25 protein-coding genes are annotated in these 19,703 nt (G+C 68.0%); 19 read left to right on the forward strand and 6 right to left on the reverse strand.

Going from position 1 to position 19,703, the window contains the following annotated elements:
- The first annotated feature begins 1 nt into the window (after position 1).
- Positions 2 to 787: a S1 family peptidase gene (locus EV192_RS00575; protein ID WP_132110047.1), complete on the forward strand. Its 786-nt coding sequence runs from the start codon at positions 2 to 4 to the stop codon at positions 785 to 787.
- On the opposite strand, the gene EV192_RS00580 is transcribed toward EV192_RS00575, so the two are convergent.
- Both EV192_RS00580 and EV192_RS00585 read right to left on the reverse strand, forming a co-directional pair.
- The gene (locus tag EV192_RS00580) at positions 750 to 1,313 is read right to left on the reverse strand and encodes a nitroreductase family protein (protein WP_132110049.1); all 564 of its coding nucleotides are present in this window, start codon (positions 1,311 to 1,313) and stop codon (positions 750 to 752) included. The genes EV192_RS00575 and EV192_RS00580 overlap by 38 nt on opposite strands.
- A complete protein-coding gene (locus EV192_RS00585; RefSeq protein WP_243726551.1) occupies positions 1,313 to 2,524 on the reverse strand; it encodes a hypothetical protein in 1,212 nt (403 codons plus the stop codon). Before EV192_RS00585 ends, EV192_RS00580 begins: the two co-directional genes overlap by 1 nt.
- Before the next feature lie 120 nt (positions 2,525 to 2,644).
- Between EV192_RS00585 and EV192_RS00590 the strand changes: the two genes are divergently transcribed.
- Positions 2,645 to 3,910, forward strand: a complete 1,266-nt coding sequence (locus EV192_RS00590; RefSeq protein WP_132110051.1) for an aspartate kinase — start codon at positions 2,645 to 2,647, stop codon at positions 3,908 to 3,910.
- Positions 3,910 to 4,965, forward strand: coding sequence for an aspartate-semialdehyde dehydrogenase (locus tag EV192_RS00595; protein WP_132110053.1), 1,056 nt, complete (start codon positions 3,910 to 3,912; stop codon positions 4,963 to 4,965). The genes EV192_RS00590 and EV192_RS00595 overlap by 1 nt, the downstream gene beginning before the upstream one ends.
- On the opposite strand, the gene EV192_RS00600 is transcribed toward EV192_RS00595, so the two are convergent.
- Positions 4,935 to 6,092 (reverse strand): MFS transporter, encoded by a 1,158-nt coding sequence (locus EV192_RS00600; protein ID WP_243726552.1) that lies wholly within the window; start codon positions 6,090 to 6,092, stop codon positions 4,935 to 4,937. The two genes, EV192_RS00595 and EV192_RS00600, sit on opposite strands and share 31 nt — an antisense overlap.
- Positions 6,093 to 6,369: 277 nt before the next feature.
- Between EV192_RS00600 and EV192_RS00605 the strand changes: the two genes are divergently transcribed.
- Positions 6,370 to 6,696: a DUF4190 domain-containing protein gene (locus EV192_RS00605; protein WP_132110055.1), complete on the forward strand. Its 327-nt coding sequence runs from the start codon at positions 6,370 to 6,372 to the stop codon at positions 6,694 to 6,696.
- Between the two features lie 4 nt (positions 6,697 to 6,700).
- Here the strand turns inward: EV192_RS00605 and leuA are convergent, their stop codons facing one another.
- A complete protein-coding gene (leuA, locus tag EV192_RS00610) occupies positions 6,701 to 8,491 on the reverse strand; it encodes a 2-isopropylmalate synthase (RefSeq protein WP_132110057.1) in 1,791 nt (596 codons plus the stop codon).
- Between the two features lie 244 nt (positions 8,492 to 8,735).
- Between leuA and EV192_RS00615 the strand changes: the two genes are divergently transcribed.
- A complete protein-coding gene (locus EV192_RS00615) occupies positions 8,736 to 9,032 on the forward strand; it encodes a hypothetical protein (protein ID WP_132110059.1) in 297 nt (98 codons plus the stop codon).
- 58 nt (positions 9,033 to 9,090) lie between these two features.
- Positions 9,091 to 9,429: a hypothetical protein gene (locus EV192_RS00620; protein ID WP_132110061.1), complete on the forward strand. Its 339-nt coding sequence runs from the start codon at positions 9,091 to 9,093 to the stop codon at positions 9,427 to 9,429.
- A gap of 19 nt (positions 9,430 to 9,448) precedes the next feature.
- On the opposite strand, the gene EV192_RS00625 is transcribed toward EV192_RS00620, so the two are convergent.
- Positions 9,449 to 9,853, reverse strand: a complete 405-nt coding sequence (locus EV192_RS00625; RefSeq protein WP_132110063.1) for an RpiB/LacA/LacB family sugar-phosphate isomerase — start codon at positions 9,851 to 9,853, stop codon at positions 9,449 to 9,451.
- A 121-nt stretch (positions 9,854 to 9,974) separates the two neighbouring features.
- On the opposite strand from EV192_RS00625, the gene EV192_RS00630 reads away from it, so the two are divergent.
- On the forward strand, positions 9,975 to 11,048 hold the full coding sequence (locus tag EV192_RS00630; RefSeq protein WP_165960153.1) for a DUF3103 family protein: 1,074 nt from the start codon (positions 9,975 to 9,977) through the stop codon (positions 11,046 to 11,048).
- A 206-nt stretch (positions 11,049 to 11,254) separates the two neighbouring features.
- Here EV192_RS00630 and EV192_RS00635 read toward each other — a convergent pair whose 3' ends face one another.
- A complete protein-coding gene (locus tag EV192_RS00635; RefSeq protein WP_132110067.1) occupies positions 11,255 to 11,476 on the reverse strand; it encodes a hypothetical protein in 222 nt (73 codons plus the stop codon).
- A 374-nt stretch (positions 11,477 to 11,850) separates the two neighbouring features.
- Between EV192_RS00635 and EV192_RS00640 the strand changes: the two genes are divergently transcribed.
- From EV192_RS00640 to EV192_RS00695, 12 genes are all read left to right on the forward strand, one after another.
- Complete coding sequence (locus EV192_RS00640) at positions 11,851 to 12,099, forward strand: helix-turn-helix domain-containing protein (RefSeq protein WP_132110069.1); 249 nt, start codon at positions 11,851 to 11,853, stop codon at positions 12,097 to 12,099.
- Complete coding sequence (locus tag EV192_RS00645) at positions 12,096 to 12,998, forward strand: YqaJ viral recombinase family nuclease (RefSeq protein WP_165960154.1); 903 nt, start codon at positions 12,096 to 12,098, stop codon at positions 12,996 to 12,998. The genes EV192_RS00640 and EV192_RS00645 overlap by 4 nt, the downstream gene beginning before the upstream one ends.
- Entirely contained in the window at positions 12,995 to 13,804 is an 810-nt protein-coding gene (locus EV192_RS00650; protein WP_132110073.1) for a recombinase RecT, read from the forward strand. The genes EV192_RS00645 and EV192_RS00650 overlap by 4 nt, the downstream gene beginning before the upstream one ends.
- Positions 13,801 to 14,193, forward strand: coding sequence for a hypothetical protein (locus tag EV192_RS00655; RefSeq protein WP_132110075.1), 393 nt, complete (start codon positions 13,801 to 13,803; stop codon positions 14,191 to 14,193). Before EV192_RS00650 ends, EV192_RS00655 begins: the two co-directional genes overlap by 4 nt.
- Positions 14,190 to 14,468 carry a hypothetical protein gene (locus tag EV192_RS00660; RefSeq protein WP_132110077.1) on the forward strand — a complete coding sequence of 93 codons (279 nt, stop codon included), beginning with the start codon at positions 14,190 to 14,192 and terminating at the stop codon, positions 14,466 to 14,468. The genes EV192_RS00655 and EV192_RS00660 overlap by 4 nt, the downstream gene beginning before the upstream one ends.
- The gene (locus EV192_RS00665; RefSeq protein ID WP_132110079.1) at positions 14,438 to 14,794 is read left to right on the forward strand and encodes a hypothetical protein; all 357 of its coding nucleotides are present in this window, start codon (positions 14,438 to 14,440) and stop codon (positions 14,792 to 14,794) included. The genes EV192_RS00660 and EV192_RS00665 overlap by 31 nt, the downstream gene beginning before the upstream one ends.
- Positions 14,795 to 14,992: 198 nt before the next feature.
- Positions 14,993 to 15,292 carry a hypothetical protein gene (locus EV192_RS00670; RefSeq protein WP_132110081.1) on the forward strand — a complete coding sequence of 100 codons (300 nt, stop codon included), beginning with the start codon at positions 14,993 to 14,995 and terminating at the stop codon, positions 15,290 to 15,292.
- On the forward strand, positions 15,289 to 16,461 hold the full coding sequence (locus tag EV192_RS00675) for a helix-turn-helix domain-containing protein (protein ID WP_132110083.1): 1,173 nt from the start codon (positions 15,289 to 15,291) through the stop codon (positions 16,459 to 16,461). Before EV192_RS00670 ends, EV192_RS00675 begins: the two co-directional genes overlap by 4 nt.
- Positions 16,458 to 17,789 carry a replicative DNA helicase gene (locus tag EV192_RS00680; RefSeq protein ID WP_132110085.1) on the forward strand — a complete coding sequence of 444 codons (1,332 nt, stop codon included), beginning with the start codon at positions 16,458 to 16,460 and terminating at the stop codon, positions 17,787 to 17,789. Before EV192_RS00675 ends, EV192_RS00680 begins: the two co-directional genes overlap by 4 nt.
- Positions 17,786 to 18,409 carry a VUT family protein gene (locus EV192_RS00685; protein ID WP_207925846.1) on the forward strand — a complete coding sequence of 208 codons (624 nt, stop codon included), beginning with the start codon at positions 17,786 to 17,788 and terminating at the stop codon, positions 18,407 to 18,409. Before EV192_RS00680 ends, EV192_RS00685 begins: the two co-directional genes overlap by 4 nt.
- Positions 18,410 to 18,413: 4 nt before the next feature.
- Complete coding sequence (locus EV192_RS00690; RefSeq protein WP_207925847.1) at positions 18,414 to 18,983, forward strand: hypothetical protein; 570 nt, start codon at positions 18,414 to 18,416, stop codon at positions 18,981 to 18,983.
- Complete coding sequence (locus tag EV192_RS00695; RefSeq protein WP_132110089.1) at positions 18,980 to 19,492, forward strand: WhiB family transcriptional regulator; 513 nt, start codon at positions 18,980 to 18,982, stop codon at positions 19,490 to 19,492. The genes EV192_RS00690 and EV192_RS00695 overlap by 4 nt, the downstream gene beginning before the upstream one ends.
- The last annotated feature ends 211 nt before the right edge of the window (positions 19,493 to 19,703 follow it).

Consider the following 19,703-nt stretch of genomic DNA (forward strand, 5'->3'; position numbering starts at 1 on the left):
CATGAGACTCGGCGCCTTGCTGGTGGCCACGTTGTTCGTCGTGGGCAGCCCGCTGGCCTGGGCGGATTCGGTGCCGATGGTGGTTGGCGGCTCGCGGGTGCGCGTCGAGGACTACCCGTTCGCCGTCTACCTGGTCGACCGGTCCGGGTTCCAGTTCTGTGGCGGTTCCCTGGTCGGCGCGGACAAGGTGGTCACGGCCGCGCACTGCGTGAGCGGCCGGAGCACGGCGAACGCCTGGGTGGTCTGGGACCGGGAGGACAAGCTGGGCACCGATGGTGTGGTGGCCGGTGTCAGGGACATCTGGGTTCATCCCAGGTTCACGAGCTCCATGCGGGGTTACGACGTGTCCGTGGTCACGCTCAGTACACGCCTGCCAGGCCCGTACGTCCCGCTGGCCGCGCCTCAGGACACCGCGTTGTACGCGCCCAACACGATGGCCACGATCCTGGGGTGGGGGGCGGTCAGTTCAAGCGGCTCGGCCTCTCGGTACCTGGTGAAGGGCACTGTGCCGATCACCACGGACGCGGCCTGCCGGGCGGCGTACGGCCAGACGTACCTCAGCACGGCCATGGTCTGCGCCGGCTACCAGAACGGCGGGGTCGACACCTGTCAGGGTGATTCCGGCGGCCCGTTGATCTCCGGTGGCAGGCTCATCGGCGACACGTCGTGGGGACGTGGGTGCGCGATGGCCGGCTACCCCGGCGTGTACGGCCGGCTGGCGACCTACTACGACGCGATCGAGGCCCAGGTCAACCCGGAAATGTCGGCTGTCCCCACGCGCCGGTGAAGGCGATCTCGGCGAGGGGCAGTCGGTGGCGTTCGGCCAGTTCCCGGTCTCGCAGGTGGTCCGGGATGGTGTCGCGCGGGCCGAGCTTGCCGACCGCGACCACGATCAACGGCTGGACGTCCGGGGGCAGCTGGAACAGGATCCGGGCGGCCTCCGCGTTGAACCCACCCATCTGGTGGGCGACCAGGCCCTCGGCCACGGCCTGCAGCACCAGGTTCTCGGTGGCCAGGCCGACGCCGTACTCCCATTTCGGCAGCTCGCCCTTGGCGTTCGTGGTGGCCGCCATACCCATCAGCAGCGCGCTGGCGGTGTACGCCCAGCCCTGGTTGCGCCGGGACAGCGTCTCGAAGATCCGCTGGTACGTCGAGTCGCCGCGGCGGCCGACCAGGTAACGGGCCGGCTGGGTGTTGCCGTACGACGGGGCCCAGCGGGCCGCTTCGAGGAGGGCGCGCAGGGCGTCGTCGCCGATCGTGAACGACTCGTCCAGCCAGCGCGGGCTCCAGCGTTGCTCGATCAAGGGGTGCATCAGATCGCGTAGCTCCACACGGTTACCGCGTACGCGCCGAACCAGCTGGTGACGACCGTCAGGCCGCTCAACGTGAGCACCATGGTCGAAGTCCGCCGGTTGGCCAGCGCGACGGCGATGGGGATCAACAGGACGAAGGCCGGCAGCAGCAGCCGGGCCTTCGAGGCCATCATGCCGTTCGACCCGACGTCCATCAGCAGCACACCGATCCCGTACAGCATCAGCGGCCATGGCAGCCGCATCCGGAACCCGATCACCAGCAGCACGAACGCGGCGAGGATCACCACGATCGTGACGCCTTCCAGGACGGACAGCGGGTGGGTCAGCGAGTCGACCATGAACCGCCAGGTGGCCAGGCCGCCGTCGAACTGCGACTCCCATCCGCGTTGCTGCAGCTTGAAGTAGCCCAGGGCGTCACCGGTCCGGACGCCGACCCACGCCAGGTACGTGAGCATCCCGGCCGGTGCGATGAGCCCGCACATCCACGGTCGCCAGCCGTCCCGCCGCTTGATCACGGCGACCAGCGCGGCGACACAGATCGCGAGCACCAGCGCCATCGACGTGGGCCGGACGAGCCCGGCGGCGGCGCACGCCAACCCGGCCATGATCCACTTACGTTCCAGCACACCCACCAGGGCCCACGCGGCCAGCGCGCAGAACAGCGCCTCCGAGTAGGTCATGCTCAGCACGATGCTCATCGGCGCCACGGAGAACAGCGCGACGAGCACGAAGCCGACCCGGTACGAGCCGTCGGACACGTTCCGCCCGATCCGGCTCAGGCCGTACGCGCAGAACACCCCGGCCACGACCGTGATCGCGAAGGCGAAGAACATCTGCGCGCCGGGACCGCCGCCGAAGGGCGCGGCCAGGTAGTTGATCAGCTTGGGGTAGCCGGGAAAGAACGCCAGCGGGGTCTCGGCGCTGCGCTGCCCGAACGCGTCGCCGAGGTTCAGCGGCACGGTGTCGTAGCCGCCCGCGGCGATGCCCAGGTACCACTGGCCGTCCCAGGATGTGAGCGCGTCACCGATCGGGAAGTGTGTTTCCGCACTCATCCAGGCCAGTACGACCAGGCCGATCTCCCGGACGCCCAGGTAGATCAACCCGGGCGCGAGCAGCAACGCGACCCGCCTGATGGTCCACGGTGCGCGGGCCGGCCGGTCCCGCGTCTCGTCGGCCACGGCGGGCTGTTCGGCCACATCCGTCGCGGTCACGGCGACCAGGCTAAACGGTGTGGCGTGGAGTGGGCGGCCGCACATCACGATCGTGGTACGTAACCGGTCGCGGGTAGGCTCCTTTCGACGTAGGCCGCGTGATGGAGGAGGTCAGACCCAGTGGCGCTCGTCGTCCAGAAATACGGCGGTTCATCGGTCGAGAACGCCGACCGGATCAAGCGGGTCGCCGAGCGCATCGTGGCCACCAGGAAGGCGGGCAACGACGTGGTCGTGGCCGTGTCGGCGATGGGTGACACCACCGACGAGCTGCTCGACCTCGCCGGCCAGGTCGCCCCGGTGCCGCCCGCCCGCGAGCTCGACATGCTGCTCACGTCCGGCGAGCGGATCTCGATGTCGCTGCTGGCCATGGCCATCCACGCGCAGGGCCTGGAGGCCAGGTCGTACACGGGCTCGCAGGCCGGCGTGATCACGACCGCCGCGCACGGCAACGCCCGGATCATCGACGTGACCCCCAGCCGCATCCAGGAGGCGCTCGACGACGGCGCGATCGCGATCGTCGCCGGGTTCCAGGGGGTCAGCCAGGACAGCAAGGAGATCACCACGCTCGGCCGCGGCGGCACGGACACCACCGCGGTGGCGTTGGCGGCCGCGCTGAACGCCGATGTGTGCGAGATCTACACCGATGTGGACGGCGTGTTCTCCGCCGACCCGCGGATCGTGCCCAACGCGCGTCACCTTGAGCAGATCACGTACGAGGAAATGTTGGAGATGGCGGCCAGCGGCGCCAAGGTGCTGATGCTGCGCTGCGTCGAGTACGCCCGCCGGTACAACGTCCCGGTCCGGGTCCGCTCGTCGTTCAACCAGAAGCCCGGCACCGTGGTGCAAGGGTCCATCGAGGAGCTCCCCGTGGAACAAGCACTGATCACCGGCGTCGCCCACGACCGGTCCGAGGCCAAGGTCACCGTCACCGGGGTGCCGGACCGGACCGGGGTGGCAGCCCGGATCTTCCGGACGATCGCCGACGTCGAGATCGACATCGACATGGTGTTGCAGAACGTGTCGTCCACCCACTCGGGCCGGACCGACATCACGTTCACGCTGTCGAAGTCCAACGGCCCGGTCGCGGTCGCGGCGCTGGAGAAGGTGCGCGTCGAACTGGGCTTCGAGCAGGTCCTGTACGACGACCACATCGGCAAGGTCTCGCTGGTCGGCGCGGGCATGCGGTCGCACCCTGGCGTGACGGCGACGTTCTGCGAGGCGCTGGCCAAGGCCGGGGTGAACATCGACATCATCAACACCTCGGAGATCCGGATCTCGGTCCTGATCCGGGACACCCAGCTCGACGAGGCCGTGCTGGCCATCCACGAGGCGTTTGGCCTTGGCGGGGACGAGGAAGCAGTCGTGTACGCGGGGAGTGGACGCTGATGGCACCGGTTCTCGCGCTGGTCGGCGCCACGGGCGCGGTCGGCGGAGTGATGATCGACATCATGGACGCCCGGCGGCAGTTCCCGTGGGGCGAGGTCCGGCTGATCGCGTCGGCCCGGTCGGCGGGCCGGAAGATGACCGTGCGCGGCCAGGAGCTGACTGTTCAGGCGTTGTCGCCGGAGGCGTTCGACGGCGTGGACATCGCCATGTTCGACGTGCCGGACGAGGTCTCGAAGGAGTGGGCGCCGATCGCGGCGGCGCGTGGCGCGGTGGCCGTGGACAACTCGGGCGCGTTCCGGATGAACCCTGACGTGCCGCTGGTTGTGCCCGAGGTGAACGTGGCCAAGATCCACGACCGGCCACTGGGGATCATCGCGAACCCGAACTGCACGACGTTGTCGATGATGGCCGCGATGGGCGCGCTGCACCGTGAGTTCGGCCTGCTTGAGCTGGTTGTGGCCTCGTACCAGGCGGCGTCCGGCGGTGGCCAGGCCGCGATCGACCGGCTGTACGCCGAACTGGACGCGGTGCACGGCAAGCAGGTCGGCGTCCGCGCCGGGGACGTCCGGGAGGCCGTCGAAGCGGCTGGACTGCCCATTTCGGACTCGCCGTTCCCGGCGCCGCTCGCCATGAACGTGGTGCCGTTCGCCGGTTCGCTCAAGGACGACGGCTGGACGTCGGAGGAGTTGAAGGTCCGCAACGAGTCCCGCAAGATCCTCGGCATCCCGGACCTGAAGGTGTCCGCGACTTGCGTGCGGGTTCCTGTGGTGACAACGCATTCGGTCGCGGTGCATGCGGTCTTCGAGCATGCGGTCACGGTTGAGGCCGCCCACAAGGTGTTCGCCGCGCAGCCGTCGATCGTCCTGGTGGACGACCCGGCGGCGATGCGGTTCCCGACCCCGGCGGACGTCGTGGGCGAGGACCCGACCTACGTCGGCCGGGTCCGCCAGGCGCTGGACTTCCCGAACACGTTGGACTTCTTCGTGTGCGGGGACAACCTCCGCAAGGGTGCGGCCCTCAACACCTACGAGATCGCCGAGGCGCTGGTCAACTGATCCGTTCGGGTGAGGGCGAACGCGCTGGCGGCGACCAGCAGTCCGCCCACACCGGCCGCCGCGAAACCCAAGCTCGGCCACGTGTGGTCGACCACGAACCCGATCACCGGCGACCCCAGCGAAGCCCCCAAGGTGAACGCTGAGCTCTGCAACCCGGTCGCCTCACCCCGAACCGCCACTGGAGCCAGGCGGCTGACCTCTTCGCCCGTCGACGCGATGATCGGCGCGCACATCGCACTCGCGGGCGCCAGCGCGAGCCCGATCACCCACCACGGCCCGCCGAAGAACACCACGGGGATCGTCAGCAGACCCAGTAGCGCCATCAAAACCACCTGGGGCAACGACTTCCGTACAGCGCCGTGCACGACGCCGCCGATCAGCGAAGCCACGCACAGGATCACGACCACCGCGCCCGACCACTCGACGTCACCCTGCGCCCGCAGTACGGCGACGACGGCGACCTCGGTCCCGGCGATCACGAAGATCGCGCCCAGACCGAAGACGAGCACGCCGATCATCTTGCGCGTCAACCATTCCCGCCGTGGTGGGCGTGGTTCACCGGTCTTCTCGTCGGTGCCGCGGACCGCCGGGTTCACCACGTACAGCGCGACACCGACCAGGATCACCGAGCCGGCGATCGCGATCATGGCGACCTTTGTGGACACCTGGGTGGCCAGGGCGACACCGACCACCGGCCCGATCATGAAGCACAGTTCGACCATCACGGAGTCCAGCGAGTACGCCGTGCGCCGCTGATCCTCGGGGACGAGCGCGGCGATCGCCTGTCGTCCGATGGACATCGCCGGAATGGTGACCACACCGGCCACGAACGACGTCACGAGCAGCACCGGATACGCCATGAACGGGCCGGTGAACCAGAACGCGGCCTCGCCGATGGTGGTGAGCACGAGCATCGGCCGCAGGCCGTACCGGTCGACGATCCGTCCCATCACCGGGGCGCCCAGCGCGATCCCGACCGTCCCCGCGGCCCCGACCAGCCCGGCGGCGCCGTAGCCACGGCCGAGGGTGATCGCCACGTGCAGGGTGAGCGTCATGCCGACGGCGGCCGTGGGTATGCGCGCGAAGAAGTTCAGGATCATCAGCGTGCGGACACCTGGCAGGGCCAACGTTCGTCGGTAGCGCTCCACAACGAGTCAGCCGACCATCCCACCACCAGCCAGGGCAACCCAGTTTCCCAGGCATCATGGGTGGCGTGCCTCACCTCGGCGGAGGCGCGGCGGGTTGACCGATTCAGATCAACTCACCGCGATCACCCCGGTACCTACTGTTTTGGCTGGTAGGCCGATAGGTTGACGTTCTGGCGAACCGGTAACACGGTCTGGGATAACGGCGATTTATGGGCAAGTGTCCATCGACGGACAGCCTCGCCGCACGGGAGCCGCCATGAGCGCAGCGATCCGGCCGCACCAGGCCGCAACGCCGATCTTCCGCAACGGTTTCGCCACCACCGCGCTCGCCTTGGGCATTGTCGGGGTCGGCTTCGGGCTGACTGTGCTTTTCGGTCTCCTCGCCACCATTTTCGGCGCGTCCGCGGTGATCTTCGGGGTGGTCGGGGTGATCCGGGCCCGCAAGGGCCGGGCCACCGACGGCGGGATGGCCGCCATCGGTGTGGTCGCCGGCCTGATCGCGGTCGGGTTGGGAATCGCCGGCATGATCTCCGTGCCGGACGCTTCCCAACCGCTGTCGTCGAGTACGGTCCGCGGGGTCTGACCGGCTACCGGTGCGCCCGGTCGATCGCCGAGACCACAGCCCGCAGTGAGGCCGTGACGATCGACGAGTCCACGCCGACACCCCACAGCACGCGTTCGCCGACCGCGCATTCCACGTAGGCGGCGGCGCGAGCGTCATCACCGGCGGTGAGGGCGTGTTCGGTGTAGTCCAGAACTCGCACGTCATAGCCGACGCTGGCCAACGCGTCCACAAAGGCCGCGATCGGGCCGTTCCCCGAGCCCGTGACCTCGTGGCTGTCACCCTCCACATCGACCACGGCGACGATCTCGTCGTGCCCATGGCCGTCGTCCGACAACCTGTGCCGCTGCAACGCGAGCGGTGTCGCCGCGGACAGGTACTCCTGTGCGAAAACGTCCCACATCTGCTGCGGCGTGACCTCGCCGCCGGCGCTGTCGGTCATCCGCTGCACCGCGCCGGAGAACTCGATCTGCAGCCGGCGCGGCAGTTCCAGCTGGTGCTCGGTCTTCATGACGTACGCGACGCCGCCCTTGCCGGACTGGCTGTTCACCCGGATCACGGCCTCGTACGTGCGGCCGATGTCCTTCGGGTCGATCGGCAGGTACGGGACCTCCCACGGGAAGGCGTCCACCGGCGTGCCGGCCTTCTCGGCGGCGTCCCGCAGGGCGTCGAAACCCTTGTTGATGGCGTCCTGGTGGCTGCCGGAGAACGCGGTGAACACCAGGTCGCCGCCGTACGGGTGCCGCTCGGGCACGGGCAGCTGGTTGCAGTACTCGACCGTGCGCCGGACCTCGTCGATGTCGGAGAAGTCGACCTGCGGGTCGATGCCCTGGCTGAACAGGTTCATCCCCAGGGTGACCAGGCAGACGTTGCCGGTCCGTTCGCCGTTGCCGAACAGGCAGCCCTCGATCCGGTCGGCGCCGGCCTGGTAGCCCAGCTCGGCGGCGGCGACGCCGGTGCCGCGGTCGTTGTGCGGGTGCAGGCTCAGGATCACCGAGTCGCGCCGCTCCAGGTTGCGGTGCATCCATTCGATCGAGTCGGCGTACACGTTCGGGGTGGCCATCTCGACGGTCGCCGGCAGGTTCAGGATCACCGGCCGCTGCGGCGTTGGCCGCCAGATCTCGGTGATCGCGTTGCAGACCTCGGCCGCGTACGACAGTTCGGTGCCGGTGTACGACTCCGGCGAGTACTGGAAACGGAAGTCCGTGTCGGTGTACTTGTCCGCCAGCTCGACCACCATCTCAGCGGCGGACGTGGCGATCTTCTTGATCCCCTCGCGCTCCTCGCGGAACACCACGCGGCGCTGCAGGATCGACGTCGAGTTGTAGATGTGGACGATCGCCTTCTTCGCGCCCTGCAACGCCTCGAACGTGCGCTCGATCAGCTCCGGCCGGCACTGGCTCAGCACCTGGATGCGGACGTCGTCCGGGACCGCGTCCTCGGTGATGATCTCGCGGACGAAGTCGAAGTCGGTCTGCGACGCGGCCGGGAAGCCGACCTCGATCTCCTTGTACCCCATCCGCACCAGCAGTTCGAACATCCGCCGCTTGCGGGCCGGGGACATCGGGTCGATCAGCGCCTGGTTGCCGTCCCGCAGGTCGACCGCGCACCACAGCGGGGCCACCGTGATCCTGCGGTCCGGCCACGTCCGGTCGGGCAGCGTCACGTCCTCGACCACGTCGGCGAACGGTCGGTAGCGGTGGAACGGCATCGAAGTGCCCAGCTGGGCGTTCCAGTCGGCCTGGCCGGCGGGCGCGGGCCGGGCCGGGCGCCGAATCTTTCCAGCGGCCGGGCGGTAGTCGTCGTGGGTGGTCATCTCCGGGAATCTCCTGCTCGAGGTCGGTGTGCACTACGACCGGCGGCAACACTCAGCTCCGCGGCGGGGAGCCGGTCCGCAGAGTCAGGCCCCGTCGCGGCAGCGAAGCAGGAGGTTGAGTCGTGCCACCGGCTCACCATATCCACCCGGCCCCGGGATCGGTAAAGGAGGTGTCTCACATGGTGGGCACAGATTGGTCCGATCGGCGTAGTTTCCGGATCGGCGCCACGGAAACTCTATGAATATGACTACTCGCAGATGGCACGTGTCGAACGGCCGAGGTACTGCGGCACGAGTGGTGTTCGGAGTCACCGCGCTGTTCGCGTTGATCGAGGCGATCTTCATCCTGCTGAACCTGTTCGGCGCCAACGCGGCGAACGGCTTCTACATGTTCGTCAGGTCGCTGGCCGAGCCGCTCGCCTTGTTCTTCCCCGGCCTGTTCGCCACCGGCAGCTTCCCCATCGACGTGCTCCTCAACTACGGACTGGCCGCGGTGTTCTGGCTGGTCGTCGGATCGATCATCGCGCGGATCATCGCTTAGTCGGCACGAAGTTACCGACAGGTAGCGCAACCGGCTGGGCCATGCCAGACTGCTCTGCATGGCCCAGCATGCCGAGTCCGACGAGCGGCCCCGGCGCAGTGCCGGCGAGGCGCGCGCCCAGGTCCTGGGCGTCGTCGCCGGGGTCGTCCGGTGGGTCGGCCTGGCCTTCGCCCTCGTCCTGGTCATCCACGTGATCCTGACGGTCGGCAGCGCGAACCCGGCCAACGGGATCACCAGCTTCTTCGCGGACGTGGCCGACCCGGTCGCGCTCGGCTTCAAGGACCTCTTCACGCCGGCCGACCACAAGCTGTCCGTGCTGGTCAACTACGGGATCGCGGCGCTGTTCTGGCTGATCGTGTCGGCCGTGCTCGCCCGGGTGATCCGACGCTTCGCCTGACGCTGTCCATTGTGGACGATCAGTCCAGCAGTGCGATGTTCGCGGCCTCGTCCGGGTCGGCGTCGGTGCTGAGGAAAGTCCTGGTCACCTCGACGGCGACGGCCGGCGCGAGGCGTTTCAGGCTGAGCGCCAACACATTCGCGTCGTTCCACTTGCGCGCGCCCTCGGCGATCCACGCCTCCCAGGCCAACGCGGCCCGGACACCCGGCACCTTGTTCGCGGCGATCGACATGCCCGTCCCGGTCCAGCACATCGCGACACCGAAGTCGGCGTCACCGCCCGCCACGGCACGGCCGACCGCGGCGCCCAACTCCGGCCACGCGTCCGACCTGCCCACCCGGACGACCTCGTGGTCCTGTTCGAGGAACGCCACCACGGCACGCGTGGTCTCGTTCTCGTCGTCAGCCGCGAACGCGATGCGCATAGCGACAATGTTACTCGTTCACTTTTTCCCATTGCAGGCATCGCACCCATTTGGACAGTTGCGAATTGCCCGATGGTGCGGAAAGTTCGAGTTGTCCCTGACCCAGGACGTAAGGAACCCTATGCGTATCACATCCCTGCGCGCGGTCGCAGTCGCGTTTGTGCTCGCGAGTTCCACTGTCACAATCAGCGGCACGACCGCCGCCGCGGCGAATTCGAACACCATTTCCGGAATCACCGACGGCCTCGCGCGTGCCCTGGCGGGTGAACTCACCGACCACACGGTCCGCGACACCCTGACGAAGCTGGCCCCGGTCACCCCGGTCGACGTCCGCGCCCTGGATGTCCGTGGCCGGCTCGGCGCGGTCATCGACAAAGCCAACGCCGACCTGCTCGCCGCGAAAGGCCTGCCCGCGGGCGCCGCACGGCTGTCCGAGGTACGGCTGGGCTCCCCCACCATGGTCAACGCGCTCCGCCAGGGCGTCACCCCCCTCGTCGCCGCGACCCCCAACGACGACAACGCCAAGACGTTCGTGGCGTACGCACCGGGCGGCAAGGCAGAGACCCTGCCCACAGCCACCGTCCCACGGCAGCCGGTGTTGTTCGTCGACGTCGACGTGAAGACCGCGACCCGGCTCGGACTGGCCGTGATCGACCGGGAAACAGCCAGGCACCGGAAAGCCGCCCCGGCCTTGACCGCGCAAGGCGGCTACTGGGCGACCCAGCTCACCAGCATCCGCTTCAAAGACGTGGAAGAACCGTGGTTCAAGGGCGCGGCCGAGATCTTCGCCGTGGTCGGCGGCTTCGACCTCAACGGCGACGCCCGCACCGACATCGTCGACATGCCCTACCTCGACGACGAGAACACCACCTACTACCCGAACCAACTGGTCATCCACTGGAACCGCTACAAGTACAACGCGGCCGACATAGTGTTCATGGAAGACGACGGCGACACCAACTATCTGCAACTGGCCCAGGCGCTCATCGCCGCCCTCGCCTACCTCACCGACACCGGCGCCTACCAACCCCTGGTCAACGCGATCCTGCAAGCCATGCCCGGCAGCTGGTGGACCGACGACCCCGACTTCGTCGACGCCTGCTACACTCTGACCCAGCAGGCCAACGACACCCGCACCTGCGCCGGCGCCAACGGCACGGTGAGCGTCCGGCCCTTCTGGGTCAGCGAGCTCTGAACCACCCCCCGTTTTGGGAGGTCACGGCCACATCCGGTACCCTCTTCGACGGAGGATTCGCATAGTGGCCTAGTGCGCACGATTGGAAATCGTGAGATCGCCAGCGCTGTTCTAGCCTCTCAAATCCGCAGGTCGTAGACAATAACGACTTACGAAATCGTATGGTGTTCCGCAGGGCATCCCCGCCGGGGTAGACCAGAATTGGTCTACCCCGGCGGGTGTTTGTGTCCGGGCTCCTCTTCGGTGGCTGGACGCGTGAGCTCGGCGCCGGACAGTTCGCGCCTGATCAATTCCGGGTCTCCCGTATGGGCGGCTAGTTCGGCGAAGCGTAGGTCTATCTCGTCGCATAACTCGCGCACGGTGTAGTGGGAAAGTTCTTGGCGTGCCTCGGGTTGCGTGAGCACCCCGGCGGCCACGAGGACTGTCACGAGGGGGACGTCCAGCGCGTTGGCGGCAGCTCGGGCGTTCGCAATGGACGGTTGAACGCCTTTACCGATCCAGTCAGAGATGCGGCTAGCGGGCACACCAGACCTTTGGTGCAAATCCGTAGGCCGCCACCCCCGGTCGGCGAGCTGCCCGGAAAGCCATCTCGACCAGGGGTTTTCACTCACATGTCGCATGATACTTCCATACGCGGAAGTAGGCCACTCGGGTTAACCAACTGTGGAGATTCTGCGTTCTACCTGGTACTTCCGTGTACGCAAGCGTTGAAACGCCTGTTTGATCTGCGTAGTGTCGATCACACGGCCGGGGGGCCTGTTCCGTAGACAGAAACTCTGACACAGTAGGGGGTTCCGACCTGATGTCTGCACACGTGCGCATCCGCCCGGATGCGCTCGACAAGATCGCCGAAGCCAAGGGGCTGAGATCCCGGTACGCCCTGGCCAAGCGCCTCGGCGTGTCCCAGTCCACCATCGGCCGCGTCCTCGACGGCCAATGCCTACCTGGCAACCCGTTCATCGCCGCCGCCATGCTGCACCTCGACGTGCCGTTCGACGCCGTGTTCGAAGCGACCGACGAGAAGGAAACGAGGAAAGAGGTGCTCGCGTGAGCGCCGCCGTGCGCCTCGGCACCTTCACCCCCGGATCACCCGAATGGGTCACTACCCGATCGACCAGCCTCGGCGCCTCGGACATCGCCGCGGTGCTCCGCCTGTCCCCGTGGCAGTCCGCGTTCTCTCTCTGGCACGAGAAACGAGGCGTGCTCACGCCCGAACCCGACACCGAGGTGTTGCGCCGCGGCCGACTGCTGGAACCCGTGGTCGCCGCCTGGTTCGCCGAGCAGCACCCCGAGTATAAGGTGCGCCGGACCGGCACCTGGGCCAACCGCGCCCGCCCGTGGCAGATCGCGACTCCGGACCGGCTGTTGCATGCGTTGACCGGTCGCGCTGTGTTGGAGATCAAGACCGCGACCGACCCGGGTGAGTGGGGCGAGCCGGGCACCGGCGAGATACCGATCCACTACCGGTGTCAAGTTCTCTGGCAGTTGGACACCCTCGGCCTGACCCGCGGACACGTCGCCGTCCTGACCTCGGGGTTGGAGTTCCGCGAGTACGTCGTCGAGTGGAACATCGACGAGGTCGAGCTGCTTCGCGCGGCCGGCCGCGAGTTCCTCGACACGATCGACCGCGACGAGCGCCCCGACATCGACACGCACGGCGCCACGTATCGCGCGGTTCGCCTCCTGCATCCGGACATTGCCGACGTCGAGGTCGAGATTGCGCCAGGGCTCGCCGAGCACTACCGGGCCGCGGTCGCCGCCCACAAGCAGGCCGAGCAGACCAAGCAACAGGCCACCGCCCGGGTCATGGACGCGCTCGGCACCGGCCGCCGGGCCGTTGTCGACGGCGAGTCGATCGCCATCCGGGTGCCCGGTCGCGCCGGCGGGCCGCCGTCGCTGCGCCCGTCTCCTATCCGTATGACGCCGCAGAAGGTGAGCGCCGCAGCATGAGCCAGACGGTTACCGCCGCCGTTGCCCAACGTGACAACGGGGCGCAAGCCCTGATCGCGAAGTACCGCACTGACTTCGCGCAAGTCCTCCCGAGCCATCTCCGGCCGACAACGTTTGTCCGACTCTCGCAAGGTTTGCTGAGACGTAACGTCAAGCTCGCCGAGGCGGCCGAGCGCAACCCCGCGTCGTTCCTCGCCGCGCTGTTGGAGTGCGCGCGATTAGGGCACGACCCGGGAACCGATCAGTTCGCGCTCGTGCCGTTCAACGACCGCAAGCGCAACACGGTCGAGGTGGTCGGGATCGAGCAGTATCAAGGGGTCATTGAACGGATGTACCGGGCCGGCGCGGTCCGCTCAGTCAAGGCCGAAGTCGTTCGGGCGGCTGACCCGTTTGAGTACGCGCCGGACGTGATGGACCGGCCGGGGCACAAGCCGAATTGGTTCGCCGACCGGGGTGAGCTGATCGGCGTGTACGCCTACGCCGAGTTCTTCGACGGCAGTACCTCGCGCGTGGTCATGATGAACCGCGAGACCGTCATGGCACACAAGGCCAAGTCCCGAGGCGCCACCAGCGAGGACTCACCGTGGCAAGCGTGGGAAGAATCCATGTGGCTCAAAACCGCCGTCCACGAACTGGAGAAGTGGGTACCGACCAGTTCAGAGGACCGACGGGCGGCACGGGACGGCACCGCGGACCCGGCACCGGTCGAGGTGCCCCGGGTTGCCGACGAGGTGCTCGACGCCGACCTGGTCGAGGACGACCACGCCGACCATCCGACCGCGACCCCGACAGGTGACGTCCGATGACGGCGACCGTGGTCAACGGGCTGGAGGTACTCGCCGACGAGCCGACCGAGGCACCCATGCGCAGCCGCAACGGCTCGCCGGTGTTGTGGCAGCAGACCCGAACGCTGCTGTTGGAGGACGGCAACACGGTCTATGGGTGCGTGCACTGCGACTACACCTCGGACAACGTGCACAGCATCCGGCCGCACCTGAACAAGCACCGCACCGCCAGCGCTGCAAGCGTTGCGGGTGTCGACCAGTTCGGCGAGGTGACGCTCGCCGAGGTGATGCGCCGGCTCGCCGACTTCGACGAGATCAGTATTGAGCGAGAGGCGTGGAAGGCACGGGCGACGCGGGCCGAGCGGTCGCTGTCGACCCTGCGCGCCGCGCTACGTGGGGTCGCCTCATGACCGCGAAGGCGCTCGTGCCGACCGGTGTGGTGGTCGTCTGCTGCCGCGAGCACCGATCCGCCGGCTGCTGCGAACCGGAAGGGTGTGCTCCGTGTTGCCCGGAGTGCCCGACCTGCGCCGCGGTGCAGACCCGCCCGCCGGAGCAGCGCGCCATCGAGGCCGCGGCACACCGCGCCCTGCTGGCCACTCTTGCCGCGTGGGTGCGCGACGTCCGCGTGACGTTATGGGAAAGGGAGGCGCCGCCATGGTCGAGCACGTCGACCAGCTTGCCCTAGCGTTCGCCGACCGCCACGCCGGACAATCAGCGAACCTGGCCGCAGCGACCGCGGTTCACCGGCGCTACCGCGAGGCCGCCGAGACCGTGCTCGCCGACCTGGTCGCTGACGGACGCCCGTTCACCGCCGAGGACATCCGCAACGGCATCCCCGAGGACATCGAGGCGCACTCGCCGAACGTCCTGCCGTCCGTGCTCGGTATCTGGGCCGCTCGTCGCCGGATCGTGCCGTGCGGCGAGTACCGCAGTCGCCGGCGCAGTCGACGAGCCAGCCGCAACCGGGTGTGGATCGCTCACTCCAAGTCGAGCGATAGGCCGATCGAGTAAAGTACCCGTTTCTTGCCAAACGGGCAAAAAACGCGGTCGGTTGACGCTTAGCGTTCCGGCACCCACAAGGAACACCACCACGAAACGAAGTCCATCACTGACAAGTGGCGGGCGCGGTGAAGCACGCCCGCGTTCGCCGCTTTCCAAAGGGGGTCAACGTGATCATCAACCGTCCGGCAGTGCATCAAGAGGTGTTAAGTGGCAACGGATAACACGTTGTCTCGGTCCACTGTCGACATTCGTCTGTCGATCGAAGACGCCCGACAGGCAACGGCATCCGCCGGATGTGAGGACGGGCCGTACGGCGAGCTGATGGCGACCTATGTGGAGCTCGGCGAACTGCTCGACTCCGGCCGTGCCGACGTCGAGTACGAGCAGGAGTGCCGCGCGCTGGTCGATCGGCTGATCGTGCTCGGCAAGGCGAACGAGCGGCACTGGGACCAGAAGTGGGCGGCATGGGCAGCAGAGAACACGACGTTCGGGGGTGATGTCTGGTGAGCCGGGTACGGTTCGCCGCGATCAGGTGGGCTCGCGAGGCTCCGACCCTGCTGCACCACGGGCGGGTCGACCGGCTCGGCCATCACCTACTGGTGGTGATGGCCTCCTACGCGCGCAACGACGGCACCGACATCTACGTGTCCACAGCGACCCTCGCGCGCGAGGTACACGCCACGGTGGGCGAAGTCCAGACAGCCGTGGATCGGTTGGAGCGGGCTGGTCTGCTGGCGCGGGCGGCGGCATCCAACGGCGCCTCCGGCTGGCGGTTGAACCTCACCCATGAGCATGGCCCGGACACGGTCACGCAGACGCGAGCGGAGCGTCGCCGGGCGGCCACCCGGGAGCGGGTGCGTCGGTTGCGGGAGCGGACAACGACGCGCTCCGCTAACACCACAGTAGAGCGTGACGTCACGCCCGAGTCGAGCGTTACCAACGCCGAAGTCCAGCGTTACAGCGGCACGGGTGTAACGCAGGACAGTAACGCGGTAACGCAGGACAGTAACGCTTGTAACGCACCAGGAAGCGTTACATCAGCAGGTCAGCAGGGGTACAACTCCCTTAGAACTCCCTTAACTCCCATTCCTTCCCTCACCCGCGCTTCGCTTGGTGAGGAAGACCGACGCGACTCACACCTCGACACCCCCTCGATGTCCCTCGTCTTGGCATCGTCCATCGTGGACGCCAAACGGTCCCAAGCTGGCCGGGCATCCCGGACGAACACCAGCTACACGCCTGCCTTCGAAGCGTGGTGGACGTTGTACCCACGCAAGGTCGACAAGCTCGCCGCGTCCCGCAAGTTCGCGACCGCGCTCAAGCACACCAACATCGAGACCGTCACCGACGGCGTGCGGCGTTACGCCGCCGAGGTCGACGGCCGACTGCCGGAACACATCAAGCACGCCGCCACCTGGCTACACGGCCGCTGCTGGGAAAACGGCACCCCGGACACAGCCGAGAGCGTTGTCGAGTGGGTCCGCGACGAGTGGCATGCCGGCCGGGTGAAACCGATCGAGGAACGCACCGGGCTGCACTACGACCCGCCCGACCTCCCGCTGGACGTCACCGGCCGAGACGCCGTCGAGGAATTCCACGCCAACGCCTGCCGCGACTGGATCACCGCACACCGCGACATGATCCTCGACCGCCTGACCGCTCGGAGCGCATCGTGACCGAACTCAACCCCGCCGACGAAGAGCGCTACCTCGCCAGTCTGCTGCTGCCCATCACCACCCGCACGTTGCGCGACGACGCGCTCACGACCGTCGCCCCCGAGGACTTCTGGGACACCCACATCGGTCGACTCTGGACCGAGGCCCGCGCCCTGCGTGAGCGCGACGAGCCCATCACGAAACGAACGTTGATCGCCGCCACCCGCAACCCGGCCAAGGGCAAACCGGCCGACAACCCCGCGGTCAAACGCCTACTCGACGAACTCGACGGCGTCATGCCGACCATCGGGCTGTATCCGAAGGCCGTGACCACGGTGCGACACCACGCACGGATGCGCCGCATCGTCGGGTTCGCCGACTCCGTGCGGCAACGTGCGTTCCTCGCCGAGGATTACGCCCAGGCGATCGGGATGGCCTACGAGCTGCTCAGCAAGCTCGACGAGCAGCAGACCGAGCACGCCGATGTGCAGGCGTTCGGCGACCTGCTCGACCAGTTCATCACCGAGCAGCAGGTCCCCGCCGGCAGCCGGTCGCCGGTCATCGCCACGCCGTGGCCGGAGGTCAACGAGCAGATCGCCGGCGGTCTGCACGGCGGGCGGCTCTACATCGTTGGTGCCCGGCCCGGTGAGGGAAAGTCCATCGCCGCGCACCAGCTCGCCGAGAACGCCGCCGCCACCGGCCACCCCTCGATCGTGTTCTCCGTCGAGATGGGCGCCGCCGAGGTCACCGGGCGAGTCGTGTCCGCCGGCGCGCAAGTCGAGATGCGGGACGTGTCCCGACGCGACCTCGACCCGTACTCGTGGGGCAAGGTGCACGAGTACGTCGAGCGGGCACGGCACTATGCGCTGTTCGTGGTGGACAAGTCGGACCTGTCTATCCCGTACATCCGCACGGTGTGCCGCAACCAGAAGCGCCGCACCGGCCTGGACGTGATCGTCATCGACTATCTCCAACTGCTCTCGACCGACCGCAGCCAGCCCCGCGAGCAGCAGGTCGCCGGCATCTCCCGCGCGCTCAAAGTGTTGTCCCGCGAGTTGGACGCCGCGGTGGTCGTACCGGCCCAACTCAACCGGGAAACCGTCCGGCGCGGGGGTAAACCCAACTTGGCCGACCTGCGCGAGTCCGGCGGGATCGAGGCAGACGCCGACGTGGTGATGCTGCTCGCCCGCCAGGTCATCGAGGACGGACCACGCAAGGGCGAATACAACGGCATGATCAGCATCGACATCGCCAAGAACCGACACGGCAAAACCGGCCACGTCGAACTGCCCTGGCGCGCGCACTACTCCATGATCGGCGCCGCTCCCAGCAGGCATGGTGCAGCGTGAGCCGAGACCCGCACGGTGCGACCGGTCGCCGGCATCGCCGCGCGCACGCGACCAGCAGCTCGGCGAGTCCCTCGGCCGCTCCTCGCCGGTCGGTCCGAGTGCTGCTCGCCGGACTCGCCTACCTCGCCACAGTGACGCTCGCGAACTGGACGACCTCTGTCTACGGGTTGGTGCCCGCGGGGTTCGGGCTCGTGGTCACCGCAGGCACCTACGGTGCCGGGCTCGCGCTCGCCGTGCGCGATGCCGTGCAGGATGCCGCCGGCATGCGGGTCGCCGTCGCCTTGGTGGCGCTCGGGTGCGGGCTGTCGACACTGTTCGCCGATGCCCGGATCGCCCTCGCGTCCGGCGTGGCGTTCCTGCTCGCCGAGTTACTCGACATGGCCGTCTACACCCCGATGCGCCGGCGTGGTCATCGCCGCGCCGTTGCGGTATCGGGCGCCGTGGGCGCGGTCGCCGACTCAGTCGTGTTCCTGCTCGTAACCGGATTCCCGTTTACCGCACCGAGTCTCGGCGGCCAACTGCTGGTGAAGGCCGTGTGGGTGACCGGCGCGTACCTCGTCGTGATGGAGGTGGCGCGCCGTGCTCTACCTCGCGAACGCGTCATCTCCGAGGGTGCGTGAAGTCATGCGTACCGGCGAAATCGGCCAGATCTGCACCCCCGCCGAGGGGCGCGCCCCACTCGACGGCGTGCTCTGGGGAGCGGATAACGGATGCTTTGGCAAGGGCTACCCCGGCCCGGCCGGCTGGCGTGCGTGGCTCAGCCGGCACGCCGTGCACGCCGAGCGGTGTCTGTGGGCGACCGCGCCGGACGTGCTCGGCGACGCCGCCGCGACCCTCGACCGATCCCGGCCACACCTGCCAGCAATCTGCGCACTCGGCTACCCCGCGGCGCTGGTCGCCCAGGACGGACTCGAACACCTCACCGTGCCATGGGCCGACTTCGACGTGCTGTTCCTCGGGGGCACTACAGCGTGGAAGCTGGGGCCAGCCGCCGCCCGCCTGGCTGCTGAGGCGCTCGGCCGAAGTAAGCGCGTCCACATGGGACGCGTCAACTCCCAACGCCGCTGGACCTACGCCGAACACCTCGGATGCCACACCGTCGACGGCACCCTGCTCGCGTTCGGCCCCGACACCAACCTGCCCCGCCTGCTGTCCTGGACCAGACAGAGCACCCTCTCACGGGCCGATCGATGATCCGACTTCCGGAGTGGCGCACCCGAGCCGCCTGCCGCGGCCGGCTCGAACTCGACTTCATCGACCCCCGCACGCCGACTGAGGCCGCCCAGTGCCGCGCCATCTGCACCGACTGCCCCGTGCGCGAGCAGTGCCTCGGCGACGCGCTCGCCGCTGGCGAAGCATGGGGCATCTGGGGCGGGCTCGACGTCGACGAACGCGAGCAGCTCGCCGAGCAGCACGGCCACCCGGCGCCGAGCATCCGGCCGGAGCATGGCACGAACCCGCGGTACGCGAAACACGGGTGCAGGTGTGACCTGTGCCGCGAGGCCCACACCGCCTACGAACGCGCCCGCCGCGAGCGTCGGCGCCGGACCGGCGACCTCTGGGTGCAGCCGATCGTGCTCACCGTGCCGATCCGCACCGGCCGACGGTGGACCTGCGCAGGACAGTGCCTCTTGCCCCTGTCGGGCCTGCCCAGCTGCGGGAACCCGGACCCGACAAACCACCTACTGCGCTATGACAAATAGTGGACGAAAACTTGACAAAAAGTTGTCAAGAGATGGGTGGCCCTGAAACACGAACGAGTAGTCGAACAGGTTCGCCTCCCCTCGACGAGCACAAGGTAGGACCGCCCACTGTGGGCTTGGACACCACTCACAGGTCGACGAGGAGCCCCAGGCAACTACGTCACGGTGACCAACCTCACCACCCGTGCCGTCCTCACGGTGGAGACACGGA

The sequence above is a fragment of the Actinocrispum wychmicini genome (genome assembly GCF_004345645.1).
In the GTDB taxonomy this organism is placed as follows: Bacteria; Actinomycetota; Actinomycetes; order Mycobacteriales; family Pseudonocardiaceae; genus Kibdelosporangium; species Kibdelosporangium wychmicini.

Coding starts and splice junctions, on each gene's coding strand:
- EV192_RS00575 (WP_132110047.1), top strand. CDS start 2: ATGAGACTCGGCGCCTTGCTGGTGGCCACGTTGTTCGTCGTGGGCAGC.
- EV192_RS00580 (WP_132110049.1), bottom strand. CDS start 1,313: ATGCACCCCTTGATCGAGCAACGCTGGAGCCCGCGCTGGCTGGACGAG.
- EV192_RS00595 (WP_132110053.1), top strand. CDS start 3,910: ATGGCACCGGTTCTCGCGCTGGTCGGCGCCACGGGCGCGGTCGGCGGA.
- EV192_RS00605 (WP_132110055.1), top strand. CDS start 6,370: ATGAGCGCAGCGATCCGGCCGCACCAGGCCGCAACGCCGATCTTCCGC.
- leuA (WP_132110057.1), bottom strand. CDS start 8,491: ATGACCACCCACGACGACTACCGCCCGGCCGCTGGAAAGATTCGGCGC.
- EV192_RS00615 (WP_132110059.1), top strand. CDS start 8,736: ATGACTACTCGCAGATGGCACGTGTCGAACGGCCGAGGTACTGCGGCA.
- EV192_RS00620 (WP_132110061.1), top strand. CDS start 9,091: ATGGCCCAGCATGCCGAGTCCGACGAGCGGCCCCGGCGCAGTGCCGGC.
- EV192_RS00625 (WP_132110063.1), bottom strand. CDS start 9,853: ATGCGCATCGCGTTCGCGGCTGACGACGAGAACGAGACCACGCGTGCC.
- EV192_RS00630 (WP_165960153.1), top strand. CDS start 9,975: ATGCGTATCACATCCCTGCGCGCGGTCGCAGTCGCGTTTGTGCTCGCG.
- EV192_RS00640 (WP_132110069.1), top strand. CDS start 11,851: ATGTCTGCACACGTGCGCATCCGCCCGGATGCGCTCGACAAGATCGCC.
- EV192_RS00650 (WP_132110073.1), top strand. CDS start 12,995: ATGAGCCAGACGGTTACCGCCGCCGTTGCCCAACGTGACAACGGGGCG.
- EV192_RS00655 (WP_132110075.1), top strand. CDS start 13,801: ATGACGGCGACCGTGGTCAACGGGCTGGAGGTACTCGCCGACGAGCCG.
- EV192_RS00660 (WP_132110077.1), top strand. CDS start 14,190: ATGACCGCGAAGGCGCTCGTGCCGACCGGTGTGGTGGTCGTCTGCTGC.
- EV192_RS00665 (WP_132110079.1), top strand. CDS start 14,438: ATGGTCGAGCACGTCGACCAGCTTGCCCTAGCGTTCGCCGACCGCCAC.
- EV192_RS00690 (WP_207925847.1), top strand. CDS start 18,414: ATGCGTACCGGCGAAATCGGCCAGATCTGCACCCCCGCCGAGGGGCGC.
- EV192_RS00695 (WP_132110089.1), top strand. CDS start 18,980: ATGATCCGACTTCCGGAGTGGCGCACCCGAGCCGCCTGCCGCGGCCGG.